The following is a 15837-nucleotide window of genomic DNA, read 5'->3' as shown; positions in this document are numbered from 1 at the left end:
ACTCTTAGGAACATTAACCAAAGAGCGAGGATGTAGAAGCGATGAGGAAGGCGGCGTAAGTCAGGATGTAACCGACTGCGAAGTGAGCTAATCCGACTAAACGCGCTTGCACAATGGAGAGAGCAACGGGCTTATCTTTCCAACGAACTAAGTTCGCTAAAGGAGTACGCTCGTGCGCCCAGACAATGGTTTCAATCAACTCTTGCCAGTAACCGCGCCAAGAGATGAGGAACATGAACCCAGTTGCCCAGACAAGGTGTCCGAAGAGGAACATCCAAGCCCAGACGGAGAGGTTGTTCATGCCAAAGGTGTTGTAACCATTGATTAACTGCGCGGAGTTGAGCCAGAGATAATCCCGTAGCCAACCCATGAGGTAAGTAGAAGACTCGTTGAACTGAGCCACATTACCTTGCCAGATACCGAGGTGTTTCCAGTGCCAGTAGAAGGTAATCCAGCCTAAGGTGTTCAACATCCAGAACACAGCGAGGTAGAACGCATCCCATGCGGAGATGTCGCAAGTACCGCCGCGACCGGGACCATCACAGGGGAAGCTGTAGCCGAAGTCTTTTTTGTCCGGCATGAGCTTGGAACCACGGGCATCTAAAGCACCTTTCACCAGAATTAAGGTGGTGGTGTGTAATCCCAGCGCGATCGCGTGGTGAACTAAGAAGTCTCCAGGTCCAATGGTTAGGAACAAGGAGTTATCGCCACTGTTAATGGCATTCATCCAGCCATCTAACCAGACGTTGCCATAGTTGGGCCAAGCAGTGGTGGCAATGCTATCGGCATTGGAGAGTAAAACATCCATGCCGTAGAGCATTTTACCGTGAGAAGCCTGTACAAACTGAGCAAACACTGGCTCAATGAGAATTTGTTTCTCAGGGGTTCCAAAGGCAACCACAACATCATTGTGAACATAGAGTCCTAAGGTGTGGAAACCTAAGAAGAGGGATACCCAGCTTAAGTGGGAGATAATCGCCTCTTTATGTTGGAGAACGCGATCGAGAACGTTTCCTTTATTTTGTTCAGGATCGTAGTCACGGATTAAGAAAATTGCACCGTGAGCAAACGCACCCACCATAATGAAACCAGCGATGTACTGGTGGTGAGTATAAAGTGCCGCTTGGGTGGTGTAATCCCGTGCAATGAATGCGTAGGGCGGCAAAGAATACATATGCTGCGCTACCAGAGAGGTAACGGTTCCTAACGCAGCCAGTGCTAATGCTAACTGGAAGTGTAAGGAGTTGTTGAGGGTGTCATACAGCCCTTGGTGAGGAAGGTTAAATTGTCCTTCACTCTTACCACCAACTAACCCTTTCTTGGAATCAAGCATTTCGCGGATGCTGTGACCGATACCGAAGTTGGTACGGTACATATGACCCGCAATAATGAAGATTACCGCGATCGCGAGGTGGTGGTGAGCCATATCCGTTAACCAAAGCGATTCGGTTTGAGGATGGAAACCACCAAGGAAGGTCAAGATCGCAGAACCAGCACCTTCGGATGTTCCAAAAATATGGTTAGCGGTGTCAGGGTTTTGGGCATAAGCTCCCCAGTTACCGCTAAAGAAGGGTCCTAAACCTTCTGGGTGAGGTTTCACCGAGAGGAAGTTATCCCAACCAACGTGCTGTCCGCGAGACTCAGGAATCGCCACGTGAACCAAGTGACCAGCCCAAGCCAAGGAACTAACGCCGAATAAACCAGCTAAGTGGTGGTTTAAGCGAGATTCAGCGTTTTTGAACCAAGAGAGGCTCGGACGGAACTTCGGTTGTAAGTGAAGCCATCCTGCAAATAAGAAGACAGCCGACAGCAATAACAAGAAGACGGCTCCTTGATAAAGGTCGCTGTTGGTGGTCATTCCAATGGTGTAGAACCAGTGGTAAACACCAGAATAAGCAATATTAACCGGGTTAGAAGCACCTGCTTGGGTAAACGCATCGACAGCAGGTTCACCGAATTGGGGATCCCAAATCGCGTGAGCAATAGGACGAACGTTTAAAGGGTCTTTAATCCACTGTTCAAAATTACCTTGCCAAGCAACGTGGAAGAGAGTGCCAGAAGTCCACAGAAAGATGATGGCAATGTGTCCAAAGTGAGAGGCAAAAATCTTTTGGTAAAGATTCTCCTCGGTCATGCCATCATGGCTTTCAAAGTCGTGGGCAGTAGCAATCCCGTACCAAATCCGACGAGTGGTTGGATCTTGGGCAAGGTCTTGGCTAAATTTTGGAAATTTGGTTGCCATAGCCTTTCAGGAAATCCTCGTTTGCAAATAAATGAGCAAATAAGTTCAATTTAATGAAACTCATTGTTTAGTTTGGTTTCGGGAGAGCTAACCCCTAGAAGATTTAGGGATTAGCCGTAGCGGTTAACTGATTTATTTATTTTTAAACCAGTGTTACCGCTTTTTATCCTTACCGTCAACCGACGGCAATTATTCGCGCCAAGAAGAACGCCCAAGTGGTGACAATTCCTCCTAGCAAGTAGTGGGCAACACCCACAGCACGTCCTTGAACAATGCTGAGAGCGCGAGGTTGGATAGCAGGAGCAACTTTGAGCTTATTGTGCGCCCAGACAATGGACTCAATTAATTCCTGCCAGTAGCCGCGACCACTGAACAAGAACATCAAGCTAAAGGCCCAGACAAAGTGCGCTCCTAAGAAGAGCAAGCCATAAGCGGACAGAGCCGAACCATAAGAGTTAATCACATTGGCAGATTGTCCCCATAGGAAGTCACGGAGCCAACCGTTAATGGTAATGGCACTGGTAGCAAAGTTACCCGAGGTAATGTGAGAAACGGTGCCATCAGGTAAAACCGTTCCCCAAACATCCGACTGCATCTTCCAACTGAAGTGGAAAATGACAATGGACAGGGCGTTATACATCCAGAATAAGCCGAGGAACACATGATCCCAGCCAGAGACTTGGCAAGTCCCGCCACGTCCTGGACCATCACAGGGGAAGCGGAACCCGAGTTCAGATTTATCAGGAATGAGACGGGAGTTACGGGAATATAACACACCTTTCAGGAGAATAAGCACGGTGACGTGAATGGTGAAAGCATGAATATGATGCACCATAAAGTCAGCAGTGCCTAATTCAATCGGCATCATGGCAACTTTGCCACCGACAGCCATTACTTCACCACCAAAGGCGTAACTAGCAGGCTCAATGGCATTAGGAGCAGTGCCTCCCGGGGCAATGGTGTGTAGATTTTGAATCCACTGAGCAAAAATAGGCTGCAACTGGATCGCATTGTCAGAGAACATATCCTGTGGACGACCAAACGCACGCATGGTGTCGTTATGGACATATAATCCGAAGCTGTGGAAGCCTAAGAAAATGCAAACCCAGTTCAGGTGAGAAATAATCGCATCCCGATGACGGATAACGCGGTCAAGAAGATTATCGACATTTTTCGCGGGGTCATAATCTCTCACCATAAAGATTGCCGCGTGCGCTCCTGCTCCAACAACTAGGAAGCCACCAATCCACATATGGTGGGTGAACAGGGATAATTGCGTCGCGTAATCCGTAGCCATGTAGGGATACGGAGGCATCGCATACATATGCTGGGCAACAATAATGGTTAATGAACCCAACATTGCCAAGTTAATGGCGAGTTGTGCGTGCCAAGAAGTGGTCAGGATTTCATAAAGCCCTTTGTGTCCTTGACCAGTTAAGGGGCCTTTATGAGCTTCTAAAATTTCTTTAAGGCTGTGACCAATGCGCCAGTTGGTGCGGTACATATGACCGGCAACAATGAACAGCACCGCAATGGCTAAGTGATGGTGAGCCGTGTCAGATAACCATAAACCGCCGGTGGTTGGGTTCAATCCACCTTTGAAGGTTAAGAAGTCGGCATAAGCTCCCCAGTTGAGGGTAAAGAAGGGTTTTAATCCTTGCTCAAAACTGGGATAAAGCTCTGCCATTAAGCTCTTATCCAAGATGAATTGATGGGGCAAAGGAATATCCTTAGCGGCCACTCCTGAGTCTAGGAGTTTATTCACGGGTAAAGAAACGTGAATTTGGTGACCAGCCCAACCTAAAGAACCTAATCCGAGTAAACCAGCGAGGTGGTGGTTCAGCATCGACTCCACATTCTGGAACCATTCCAGCTTAGGAGCGCGTTTGTGATAGTGGAACCACCCAGCAAATAGCATCAGCGCTGCCATGACTAATGCACCAATGGCAGTACAGTAGAGCTGATAACTATTGGTAAATCCTGACGCTCGCCAGAGGTAGAAGAACCCAGAAGTAATCTGAATTCCTTGGAAACCACCGCCAACATCAGCGTTCAGAATTTCTTGACCAACAATGGGCCAAACAACTTGTGCGCTAGGTTTGATGCTGGTGGGGTCGCCTAACCAAGCCTCATAGTTGGAAAAGCGAGCGCCGTGAAAATACATTCCACTCAGCCAGATAAAAATAATTGCTAAGTGACCAAAGTGCGCACTAAAAATTTTGCGCGAAATATCTTCTAAATTGCCCTGACTATCAAAGTCATGGACATCTGCGTGTAAATTCCAAATCCAGGTTGTGGTTTTGGGTCCTTTTGACAAGGTGCGGTCAAAGTGACCCGGTTTTCCCCACTTCTCGAAAGAAGTTTCGACCGGATCCTTATCCACCGATACCTTGACTTTTTCCTCGTTTTCCGGAGGACTAATTGTCATAGGGGCTCTCCTCTCTAGACAGTTTTAACTCTTATTCCCAATTATGGAATAAACCGTTAAAGAACAATCATTTGCTAAATCTATGATCACTATTGTTGTCGTTTGATACAACAACTGATTCCTTTTTAGGGGTCACTGCTGTACCTTACTTGTTAATAATAGAGGGTAGTTTCCCCAACTGTTGAGGGGGCTTAACAATACTTAAACTATTTTCAAAACTTCTTGAAATCGGCTTTAGACCTACTTTTGCCCACTCGATTAGTCAAGTAGTTAGTAGTATTTGTTACAAACTGCAATAATATTTTTATACTTTAGTAATAAGATTAGAGTAAATTTAATTGTTCTTTACTTTTAAGCGATTCTATTTCCTGATCGCTTTCTTCATTTAATATTTTATTAGCAGCATCTAACATTTCTTCAGAAATCTCTTGTAAGTCGTCCCGATTATTGATGTAGGTTTTTAGGGCTGTTATGGGATCAAGGGTGACTTGTTCACCCAGTTCAGGAACGCGAGGGCGCGCTAACTGGCTAACTAATTCTGGGTTAATGCTATAGCTATGAGCAAAACTAAGGGCTTTTTGCAGGGCGCGGTTATTAATTTGGTCGATTTGTTCTGATCGCAGTTTATACTTGAGACGAACTACGGCTTCAGGGATTTGCTTCTGCGCGATCGCGCTTTCAATTGCCCCTTGGGGATCCTCTTTATCCGATACATCCACATTAATGGTTAAAAAAGGACGCACTGGTAACGAACAAAACTCCCATTGAGTGTTCCCCTTCTCTAAATCAATTAAAACATAGCCCTTATCCTCTTTTTCCTCACTAAAGTCCACCCGTTCAATACTCCCAGGATACACTACAGGCGGCGTTCCGTTTGGGTTCAAATTTTGATGACAATGGACATGACCTAACGCCACATAATCAAACTCTGGGCGAATTAGGAAGGAGACAGGAATTGTAAACCCCTTTCCTACTGCTAAAAAGCGTTCTGCTCCTAACTTAGCGCGATCGGCCATTAAATGCGCTAATAAAATAGTGGGGGTATTCGGATCAAGGCGACGAATTTCCGCTTCTAGGATCGGCTGTAACTTTTGCAATAATAAATTATTGACTTCCCCTGAGCTTAATCCGTCTGTTTCTGGGCGAGTGAGCAATGCAGAATTGGTTAACCAAGGAAGCGTAATTACTTGCACCTCACCACTCCTAGTGGTGATACGATGAGTGGTAATTTGATCCCCAACTATAAATCCAGGAACTGCGAGAGTGCGATAAATCGATAAACTTGCGCCCCCTCTTCCTTGGGAATGCTGATCATGATTTCCTACTAATAAAACAGTGGGAATATTGGCTTCCCCTAATCGCCGAAACTCAGACGCAAACGCCTGTTGAATATAGGGAGGAGGAGTTGCATCGGGAAACGCATCTCCGCCAAAGAGAACTAAATCTACTGGTTCACTTAAAGCGTGATCAATACAAGTCCGCAGAGACTTAATAAAATCCTCTAATCTTGTATTTAAGCCTGTTTCTGGATTGGTTCGACCATGAGATAAGCCACTTCCCAAATGAATATCCGAAACGTGAAGAACTTTAATCATAAGGAACTCGAATCAAAACTTTGCGCTTCCCCTGAAGTCTTTGGGAGATGCAAGCCACACTCCTGTTTAACGCCCTGAAAACGAGTATCTCGTTCATGTTCATCTTCTAGAGAAATCGGGCGACTAGAATGCCAATCTCCCACTGTCATATACCCCTGATCAAACAAAGGATGATAGGGAAGATCATGTTCTGTCAAATAGCGATGAACATCTCGGGAATGCCAATTTAGCACAGGTAAAATTTTATAAATTCCTGATTGTGTACCAATGCGAGGTAAATTTTGACGATGTTTAGTTTGATCTCGTCGCAATCCAGCTAGCCAGGCTGTTGCACCTAATTCCTTTAAAGCCCGTTCCATGGGTTCTACTTTACGAATTTGATCATAAAGATTGAGAGATTCTACATCTTTTTTCTCCCAAAGTTTGCCATAAAGCGCTTCCATTCTTGCTGGGGACATAGGAGATTGATAAACTTTAAGATTAAGATTCAGTCTTTCGGTTAGTTGAGCAGCAAAGCGGTAAGTTTCAGGATGTAGATAGCCTGTATCTACCCAAATGACAGGAATATCGGGAATAATACTAGTAACCAAATGTAACATCAAGGCTGATTGAATACCAAAGCTGGTACTCATAACTAAGCCTTGACCAAAAGTTTCATCCGCCCATTTAATTAAGTCTTCAGCTTTTGCATCACCTAACTTAGCATTTAGTTGATCTAAATCTAAATTTAGGGCTTCTAGGGTTGCAACACTCATGGCGTTTGATTTTTGATTGTTGCTAGTCTGTTGGTTGAGATGAGATGAATTGGAAGGAATCTGATTCATGAAAAATTTAGATCGAGTTCTCAGCAACTTAATCCACCCATTTAGCTTATCACCTTATTTAAATATTTTAGTAAATCAATCTCTCATAATCCGATCGGGAAATAGGATTTTATAAGCAGCTGATAGGATTATTTGCATTTTGCACTATGGAAGTTTAGCCATCAGTAACTCTTTTAACTTACTGATCCTATTAATGATGAACTCGTTAAGATCAAAGGTGTTGTTGTAATCCTAACTGTTTAACTGTGAGTGTCTTTTCCCAAGAACGTCTTTTATTTACCCCTACTTCGCCTACAAGTGATGCTTTACCGATTATTTATGCCTTTCCTAATACCTACAATATTGGGATTACCAGCTTAGGTTATCAAGTCATTTGGGCAACATTAGCACAAAGAGAAGATGTGACAGTTAGTCGTTTATTTACGGATATTCAGGAATCGTTGCCTCGTGATCCTGTTTTATTGGGCTTTTCCATGTCTTGGGAATTAGATTATATTAATATTCTTAGTCTTTTAGAGTCTTTTGATATTCCCCTGCATAGTGAGGATCGTAGTGAAGAACATCCTTTAATTTTCGGCGGTGGCCCCGTTTTAACGGCAAACCCAGAACCGTTTGCGGCGTTTTTTGATGTGATTTTATTGGGGGATGGGGAGGAGTTACTGCCCAGTTTTATTGATACAGTGAAAGAGGTGAGATCGCGCGATCGCGCTACCCAATTAAAAGCCCTCGCGCAAGTTCCTGGCATTTATGTTCCCAGTCTCTATGAAGTAACTTATGACTCGCCAGAGGGGGCAATTAGCAAGATCTCTCCTATTGATTCTGATATCCCCGCCCAAGTGCAGAAACAAACTTATCGGGGGAATACCTTATCTGCTTCTACCGTCGTAACCGAAAAGGCAGCTTGGGAAAATATTTATATGGTGGAAGTGGTACGAAGTTGCCCAGAAATGTGTCGTTTTTGTTTAGCGAGTTATCTTACTTTACCATTCCGAAAAGCAGGGATGGAAGGGTCATTAATTCCCGCGATTGAACAAGGATTAAAGGTAACCAATCGCTTAGGATTATTAGGGGCTTCTGTTACCCAACATCCTGAATTTGAAGACTTATTAACGTATTTATCGCGCCCCGAATATGATCAGGTTCGTTTAAGTGTCTCTTCGGTACGAACCAATACCGTTACGGAAAAAATGGCGCACATTTTGGCACAACGGGAAGCGCGATCGCTGACTATTGCTGTAGAAAGTGGGTCAGAAAAAGTCCGCCAAATTATTAATAAAAAACTAAAAAATGATGAGATTATTCAAGCCGGAATTAATGCCCAAGCAGGGGGATTAAAAGCCCTAAAACTCTATGGCATGGTAGGCGTTCCAGGAGAAGAAGAAGCCGATATTGATGCAACCGTAGAAATGATGGTTAACTTAAAAAAAGCTGCGCCGAAACTCAAATTAACTTTAGGTTGTTCCACATTTGTTCCGAAAGCCCATACGCCTTTTCAGTGGTTTGGCGTACAAAAAGACGGGAAAAAACGGTTAAATTATTTACAGAAAAAACTGCGATCGCGCGGTATAGATTTTCGACCAGAAAGCTATAATTGGTCAGTCATTCAAGCTCTAATTTCTCGCGGCGATCGGCGTTTAACCCCTCTCCTCAAATTAACTCGGGAATATGGCGATTCAGTGGGAAGTTATAAACGTGCCTTTAAGGAATTAAAAGGGCAACTTCCCCCCCTAGAGTTTTATGTTCATCAAGACTGGGATACCAGCCAAGTCTTACCTTGGTCACATCTCCAAGCATCCCTTCCCCAAGCCACCCTTGAAAAGCATTTAGCCGATGCCATGAGTTACGCCTGAAAGTAAAGAAGGTACTTCTTCGTTTTTAACCAAGTGGCTGGTAATTAGTGCGATAGAGAGGTCTATTTTCCTCTTTTGACCATTGAGTACCAATCGCCTCATTCTGCTGATTTACCCATTCATTTTCTGTGGGCAGAATTACGATCGCGCCATCTGGAATTGATGAAATTTTCTCAGGATGATCCATCAAATCTTCCAGATGAGAAAAGGCAGCTTCAAAATTAGCTTTAGCTAGTTTGCGACGTTCCTCAGTTGTATAGTTCATGTTCATAACGAGTCCTTTGTGCTTCCCAATTTTCTTTGACATCCTCGCCTTCCTTCAAGGAAGGCGATTCCATCTACCCCTCAGTGCAGACTGAAGGATTCTGGAGGGTTGAAAACCAAAACAACAAATGAAATCGCCCTAGAATGGCGAGGCTTGAATCCTGCTATTAAGGGTCAAAGGAAGCCGATGCCAGGAGTTACGCCTGAAAGAAAGAAGGTACTTCTTCCTCCGCTTCGGAAGCAACTTCCACAGGTTGGATGAGAAATGGTAATCCTGAGCCTTTAAACCCACGCTGGATCAATTCTGAGGTTTCCTCAAAGCCCACAAACAAAGGATAGGCTTTTTGCGTACCCTCACTGAAAATATGTTCTTTTCCGGGTGGCATTACCCACTCATATTCTTGAGATAGGAACGTTTCTGTTTCTCGCCAACGTCGCAAAAATTCCGAAAACTCCTCTTGGGGGCGATGAATAAAAATCATAATTTCCACCCCCATTTTGATTTTCCATTCGGGATCACAAGTCAAAATGGCTAAATCACAGGGGAGTTGTACTGTTTTTGGCGGTGGCGGGAAATAACCTTGCGTTGAGTTACTTTTGGGAGGTCGTAATCGGGCTAAAGGAAGCGGAATGGTAATTACGCTCTCATCAGGACGACGCAAACTGGGCAACATTTCCAAATAAGGTCGATATTTTCTGAGGAGCGCGATCGCGCTTTTTGGGTTACTATACTCGGCTAGTAATGTCTCATACTGTAACTGTTTAATCGCCATGATTCCACTATTGAATTTGATCAAAGATTTCAAACATGGGGAGATACATTGACAATAGAATGACCCCCACCATGACAGCAACTCCCACCATCATAATCGGTTCAATTAAACTGGTAAGCGATTTAACCGCTTGTTCCACCTCATCTTCATAAAAATCAGCCACTTTCATCATCATGGCATCCAATTCCCCGGTTTCCTCCCCAATGCTCATCATTTGAATAGCAAGTGGCGGGAAAACCCCTTCTCGTTGTAGGGCAAGGCTAATCATGCCTCCCTGTTGTACTTCCTGTTTCGAGGCTTCAATGGCATTGGCATAAACCTGATTGCCAGCAGTATCGCGCACAATCTCCAAGCTATTCAAAATGGGAACCCCTGAGCGGGTTAAAGTTCCAAAAATTCGACAGAAACGAGCTACTGCATTTTTTTCCGTCAATTCTCCAAATAAAGGAATCTTTAAAATCAACGAATCAATGTTTAACCGTCCAACGGGTGTTTTATAGTATTGCCTGAGAGCAAAAACAGTTCCCCCAATAATCGCAATGGGAATCAATACCATGGGGCTTCGTAGTAAATCACTCAAGTTCAACATAAACTGAGTTAACGCAGGTAACTCTGCCCCTAACCCTTCAAAAATATCAGCAAAAATGGGAATCAAAAACACTGTCATCCCAATAAACACCGCAACGGCAAATATCCCAACTGCCACAGGATAAGCCATTGCTGACTTAATTTGCCCTTTTAAGCGAGCAATATCCTCTAATAACTTAGCAAGACGGTTTAGTACCTCATCGAGTACCCCACCAGCTTCTCCTGCTTCCACCATACTGATATAAAGCTGATCAAAGCATTGAGGATGTCTGCTCATTGCTTCAGAGAGATTCACCCCCTGCTGCACATCACTATTAATTCTTGTGAGAGCCTTACGCATTTTCGGATTTCCCGACTGTTCCGCAAGCACTCCCAAACAGCGCACAATTCCCACTCCAGCATTGACCATCGCTGCAAACTGACGGGAAAAAATTGCCTTATCTTTAACATCGACACTACTAAAACGCTCTTGGATCACGGATAGATCCATATCAAGCTCAAGGCCTGCTTTTTTTGCCCGTCCGATTTTCGGATATTTTCCCCGTAGCAGTAATTGCGCTTGGGCTGGTGATTCTGCGGTTACTTTTTCCTTAGTGCGTTTTCCCTTTGCGTCCTGAACTTCTACTACATAAGTCGCCATAACTCCCTAACTCCCTAACGACGAGCATTTGTTTTTGCTTTGGTTTTACCTGCGCCACCTGCAGTCAGACGATAAAGTTCATCTGGTTTACTGCTTTTAGAGAGGGCTTCCTCCATAGAAATCACACCTTGATTCACCCAATTGGCTAATGACTGTTCCATGGTTTGCATTCCTAGTTTCATCCCAGTTTGAATGGAGGAATAAATTTGTGAGGTTTTGCCTTCTCGAATTTGGTTAGCAATGGCAGGAGTAACCACCATAATTTCTTGGGCTAAAGCGCGTCCAAATTCCCCAGGCTTGGGATTTTGTTTTTTCGGTAAACATTGACTGAATACAGCAATTAAAGAACCTGATAATTGTGCGCGAATTTGCTCTTGTTGGTCGGCAGGAAACACATCCACCATACGGTCAACCGTTGCCGCTGCAGAACTGGTATGTAATGTACCAAAAACTAAGTGACCAGTTTCTGCTGCCGTAACCGCTAGAGAAATTGTTTCTAAGTCCCGTAATTCACCAACAAGAATAATATCTGGGTCTTCCCGTAAAGCTGCTCTCAAAGCATCAGCAAAACTTTTAGTATCTTCCCCTTTTTGTCGTTGGTGAAATAGACATTTTTCATTGGGAAAAACATACTCAATAGGATCTTCTACTGTTAAAACGTGCTCATAGCGACTACGATTAATCATGTCTAAAATCGCTGCTAGGGTGGTAGTTTTCCCAGAACCAGTGGGGCCAGTCACTAAAATTAACCCCCGAGGGCGACCAGCCATTTCTTTAACCACTTCTGGTAACCCTAACTTTTCATAATTCGGAATTTTTGAAGATAAAGCCCGTAAACAAGCGGCGTAACATCCCCGTTCTTTATAAACATTAACCCGAAAACGAGCCAGTCCTTTTACCCCATAAGAACAATCTAATTCCCAACTTTGTTCTAGTTGCTTACGTTGATTATTATTAAGCATACTAAAAATTAAACGTTGGGTTTCTTGAGGAGTTAGGGGTTCATCACCAACTGGTTGCAGTTTCCCGTTATAGCGAAAATAAACAGGTGCGCCAGCTTGAATGTGCATATCGGAACCGCCTTTTTCCACCAGCTGTTCCATCAAGTCTTCGATCATTAATTCCATGTTTCTTAATTCCTTCTTTCCCGAGAAACCTTAATAATAGTAGTCTAGCATTTTTGCTTTTTTCTTATTCTTTTTTCGTGGTTTTTACTGAGAGAATTCTTTTAATTAATGGGGATTAATTATCCTCTGGAAAACGTGGCGTTAAACAATAAGGACACTCTAACCATTCTGGTTGTAGTTCTGCCTGGCAAGTATTACAAGTTAAAGAACTTTTACGTTTAGCTTTAATTTCTGCTTCTAAGCCAGAGTCAGTAAAGGTCACTCGTTCTACTTCATCAAGTGTGGTATATCCTTCCCGAACTAAGTTTAAACTATAGGCAAGAAGGGTTTTCATTCCTTCTTCTACTGCCGCTTCTTTAATCCGTTCTGTGGGTGCGCCACTATTAATTAACCCCTGCAAAGTTTCGCTCATCTGCATAATTTCATAAACACCAGCTCGCCCTTTATAGCCAGTGCCATTACATTTAGAGCAGAGTTTTCCTTTTTGACGGGCGGGTTCAATTTCATCAGGTTTGAGGACATTGGCTTTATAGAAGGTTATTTCTTCTTCTTTTGCCGCCGATAAACCAAAACGAGCGAGTTCTTCTTGACTTGGGTTATAGGGAATGCGACATTTATCACAAACACGACGCATTAGACGTTGAGCTAGAACCCCAATTAATGATCCTGAAATCATAAAAGGTTCTACTCCCATTTCATCTAAACGCGCGATCGCGCCCGCGGCATCATTCGTGTGTAATGTCGTTAATACTAAGTGTCCTGTTAATGCGGCTTCAATGGCTGTTTTTGCGGTTTCTTTATCTCGGGTCTCTCCCACCAGAATAATATCAGGGTCTTGACGCAAGAATGACCGTAAAATCGAGGCAAAGTCCATGCCTTTTTCTCGCAATACTTGTACCTGAGTAATTCCGGGAAGAGCATATTCAATGGGGTCTTCAGCAGTGCTAATATTCACGCCTGGATCATTGCGCTCGGCTAACACAGAATATAGAGTAGTGGATTTTCCTGACCCAGTGGGACCTGTTACTAAAATTAAGCCAAAAGGACGACTTGCCATTTCTCGCACTGTATCAAGACTCTCTTGGTCAGTAATGAGCTTATCCAGTCCTAATTGGGTGGCACTATTATCTAAAATCCGCAACACAATTTTCTCGCCATAGCGACTGGGTAAGGTACTGACTCGAAAGTCAACATTTCGCCCCCTATATTTACGACGAATTTTCCCATCTTGAGGCATTCGACGCTCAGCAATGTCTAAGTCAGCCATAATCTTAAAACGTGCCGCGATCGCGGGAGCAATTTTGAGTGGTAAGTTATCAAATGATTTTTGTAACACCCCATCTTGTCGCATCCGCACACGAACATACTTTTCTTGTGGCTCCACATGAATATCGGAAACGCCTTCTCGCAAAGCCTTAATTAACATTCGATTTACAACATTAATAATGGGGGCAGATTGAGGGTTCCCTAAAGAATTTTCTAAATCGGTATCTGCTTCTTCATTACTCTCTTCTAACCCTTCCATGTCAAGGTTAGCAATATCTTGAGTAACATCAAGTTGCTCCTCTTCAGCTTCTTCTTCTTGTTTAGCTGATTGTTTATCTAAATACTCGGTAATGACCTTTTCATAGTCCTCAGCTGTCATCACCACACGCTGAGGTTTTAACCCCTTAGGACGAAGAATGCGGGTGAGATCATCCTGAGCTGTTAGGTCATCTGGGTTAACCATTCCTACTACTAAGGAAGGGGGGCGTGTCTCTCGTTTCGCTAAAGGCAATAACTTATAACGGCGACAAGCATCAAGGGGAATCACATCATCAATTAACTCTTCAATCGCATAGTCTTCTAGGTTTGTCACCTCAGGATCAAGAGATTCCACCCCGTAATAAATTTTGAGTTCAAATAAATGGTGTTTCTTGTATTGACGGTAAAGTTCCGGGGGTAATTCTTTGCCTGTAATAGAAGAAATCACTTCAGCAAAAGATTGCTTACCTTCTGCTTGTGATAATTGTTGTCTTGCTTGTTCAATTTGCTGGCTATTGGCATAACCAGCTTGGATTAATTTATTTCCAAACGGAGAAGAATCCCGTAAAGTTGTTAAGGCGGTGCGACGTTTGTTACCTGATGAATTTTGTGCCATATAAGCGGTTGCGGATTGGAAACTACCTAACTGTCTTTTGGGCAATTAGCGATGAGTTTTCTGGTGGTCTATCTTTAGGATATCCATTTATTGTTCTCTCAGACATAGAGTTATCCCTTAAAAAGATTGTCAATATTCTTTATAAACTGCTATGTGTAATGGGTGAATTGAGTAGAAAACTCATTCCAAAGCCCTTTTGAGCGAGCTTTTTATTTAATAGTACAATAAAATAATTTATTTTTTGTTTTTTGTTTACCATTTCTATTTTAGCGTACAAAAACTAAAATTAAAATCTTAAAATAAGCTTCAGAAGTAATGAGTGAGCTATTGTAACCTCATAAAATATAAGAATTCGTTTTACGCTTAATAAAATTACTAGGTAATTGAAAATAGGCTTTCATTTCCAAAGTAATTACGTAATAATTGCAATCAACTAAGTTAAAGACCTAATTTTAAGAGGAAAACGCTGTGAAGTTATCTGTTTACGGAAAAGGCGGTATCGGAAAATCCACAACTAGCTGCAACATTTCGGTAGCATTGGCAAAACGCGGGAAAAAAGTTTTACAAATTGGCTGCGATCCCAAACATGACAGCACGTTTACCCTCACAGGATTTTTAATTCCCACCATTATCGACACCCTACAAGAAAAAGATTTTCACTATGAGGATATTTGGCCAGAAGATGTGATTTATCGTGGCTATGGTGGAGTTGACTGTGTGGAAGCAGGTGGCCCCCCTGCTGGTGCTGGCTGTGGCGGTTATGTGGTTGGTGAAACCGTAAAACTGCTCAAAGAGTTAAATGCTTTTGATGAATATGATGTAATTCTATTTGATGTTCTCGGTGACGTGGTTTGTGGCGGTTTTGCTGCCCCTCTCAATTATTCAGATTACTGCATGATTGTCACGGATAATGGCTTTGATGCCCTGTTTGCTGCTAATCGCATTGCTGCCTCAATTCGGGAAAAATCTCGCACTCATCCCCTCCGTCTAGCTGGCTTAATTGGCAATCGCACCTCTAAGCGGGATTTAATTAATAAATACACGGAAGCTGTGCCGATGCCCGTTTTAGAAATTCTGCCCTTGATTGAGGATATTCGAGTGTCTCGGGTGAAAGGCAAAACGATTTTTGAAATGGCAGAAACGGAACCGATGTTAGAGGAAGTAGCGCAGTATTATCTCAATATTGCGGATCAGCTTTTAGCTGCCCCAGAAGGCGTGGTTCCCAATGATGCACCCGATCGCGATCTCTTCTCTTTACTCTCTGACTATTATCTCAATCCAGCCGAGAATGCCAGTGCTAAAGGTGCGCCTGTGGAAGAAAGTGAAGAACTCGAAGCCTTAATGGTGTAAATGTCCTTAGTTTTTT

General features: G+C 43.3%; 11 protein-coding genes. 2 read left to right on the top strand and 9 right to left on the bottom strand.

Annotation, left to right across the window (positions count from 1 at the left end; all coding sequences use genetic code 11):
* Positions 1-13: 13 nt before the first annotated feature.
* From psaB to cysH, 4 genes are all read right to left on the bottom strand, one after another.
* Positions 14-2242 (bottom strand): photosystem I core protein PsaB, encoded by a 2229-nt coding sequence (gene psaB, locus FRE64_RS13365; RefSeq protein WP_146296685.1) that lies wholly within the window; start codon positions 2240-2242, stop codon positions 14-16.
* Between the two features lie 175 nt (positions 2243-2417).
* Positions 2418-4670: a photosystem I core protein PsaA gene (gene psaA, locus FRE64_RS13360; protein WP_146296684.1), complete on the bottom strand. Its 2253-nt coding sequence runs from the start codon at positions 4668-4670 to the stop codon at positions 2418-2420.
* 323 nt (positions 4671-4993) lie between these two features.
* On the bottom strand, positions 4994-6265 hold the full coding sequence (gene sbcD / locus FRE64_RS13355) for an exonuclease subunit SbcD (RefSeq protein WP_146296683.1): 1272 nt from the start codon (positions 6263-6265) through the stop codon (positions 4994-4996).
* Positions 6262-7020, bottom strand: a complete 759-nt coding sequence (gene cysH / locus FRE64_RS13350; protein WP_222597829.1) for a phosphoadenosine phosphosulfate reductase — start codon at positions 7018-7020, stop codon at positions 6262-6264. Before cysH ends, sbcD begins: the two co-directional genes overlap by 4 nt.
* Positions 7021-7334: 314 nt before the next feature.
* On the opposite strand from cysH, the gene FRE64_RS13345 reads away from it, so the two are divergent.
* A complete protein-coding gene (locus tag FRE64_RS13345) occupies positions 7335-8939 on the top strand; it encodes a B12-binding domain-containing radical SAM protein (RefSeq protein ID WP_146296681.1) in 1605 nt (534 codons plus the stop codon).
* 25 nt (positions 8940-8964) lie between these two features.
* On the opposite strand, the gene FRE64_RS13340 is transcribed toward FRE64_RS13345, so the two are convergent.
* The 5 genes from FRE64_RS13340 to FRE64_RS13320 form a co-directional block, all read right to left on the bottom strand.
* Positions 8965-9210, bottom strand: coding sequence for a hypothetical protein (locus tag FRE64_RS13340; protein ID WP_186708830.1), 246 nt, complete (start codon positions 9208-9210; stop codon positions 8965-8967).
* Positions 9211-9400: 190 nt separating this feature from the next.
* Positions 9401-9976, bottom strand: coding sequence for a hypothetical protein (locus tag FRE64_RS13335; protein WP_146296679.1), 576 nt, complete (start codon positions 9974-9976; stop codon positions 9401-9403).
* A 7-nt stretch (positions 9977-9983) separates the two neighbouring features.
* Positions 9984-11204, bottom strand: a complete 1221-nt coding sequence (locus tag FRE64_RS13330; RefSeq protein ID WP_146296678.1) for a type II secretion system F family protein — start codon at positions 11202-11204, stop codon at positions 9984-9986.
* A 14-nt stretch (positions 11205-11218) separates the two neighbouring features.
* Complete coding sequence (locus tag FRE64_RS13325; protein WP_146296677.1) at positions 11219-12331, bottom strand: type IV pilus twitching motility protein PilT; 1113 nt, start codon at positions 12329-12331, stop codon at positions 11219-11221.
* Between the two features lie 115 nt (positions 12332-12446).
* Positions 12447-14471, bottom strand: a complete 2025-nt coding sequence (locus FRE64_RS13320) for a GspE/PulE family protein (protein ID WP_146296676.1) — start codon at positions 14469-14471, stop codon at positions 12447-12449.
* A 468-nt stretch (positions 14472-14939) separates the two neighbouring features.
* Between FRE64_RS13320 and bchL the strand changes: the two genes are divergently transcribed.
* Complete coding sequence (bchL, locus tag FRE64_RS13315; RefSeq protein WP_146296675.1) at positions 14940-15821, top strand: ferredoxin:protochlorophyllide reductase (ATP-dependent) iron-sulfur ATP-binding protein; 882 nt, start codon at positions 14940-14942, stop codon at positions 15819-15821.
* Positions 15822-15837: the final 16 nt, after the last annotated feature.

This window comes from Euhalothece natronophila Z-M001, assembly GCF_007904085.1.
Classification (GTDB): Bacteria; Cyanobacteriota; Cyanobacteriia; order Cyanobacteriales; family Rubidibacteraceae; genus Halothece; species Halothece natronophila.
Note: the sequence above shows the minus strand (reverse complement) of the source record. Positions and strands in the feature narration are given on the sequence as shown.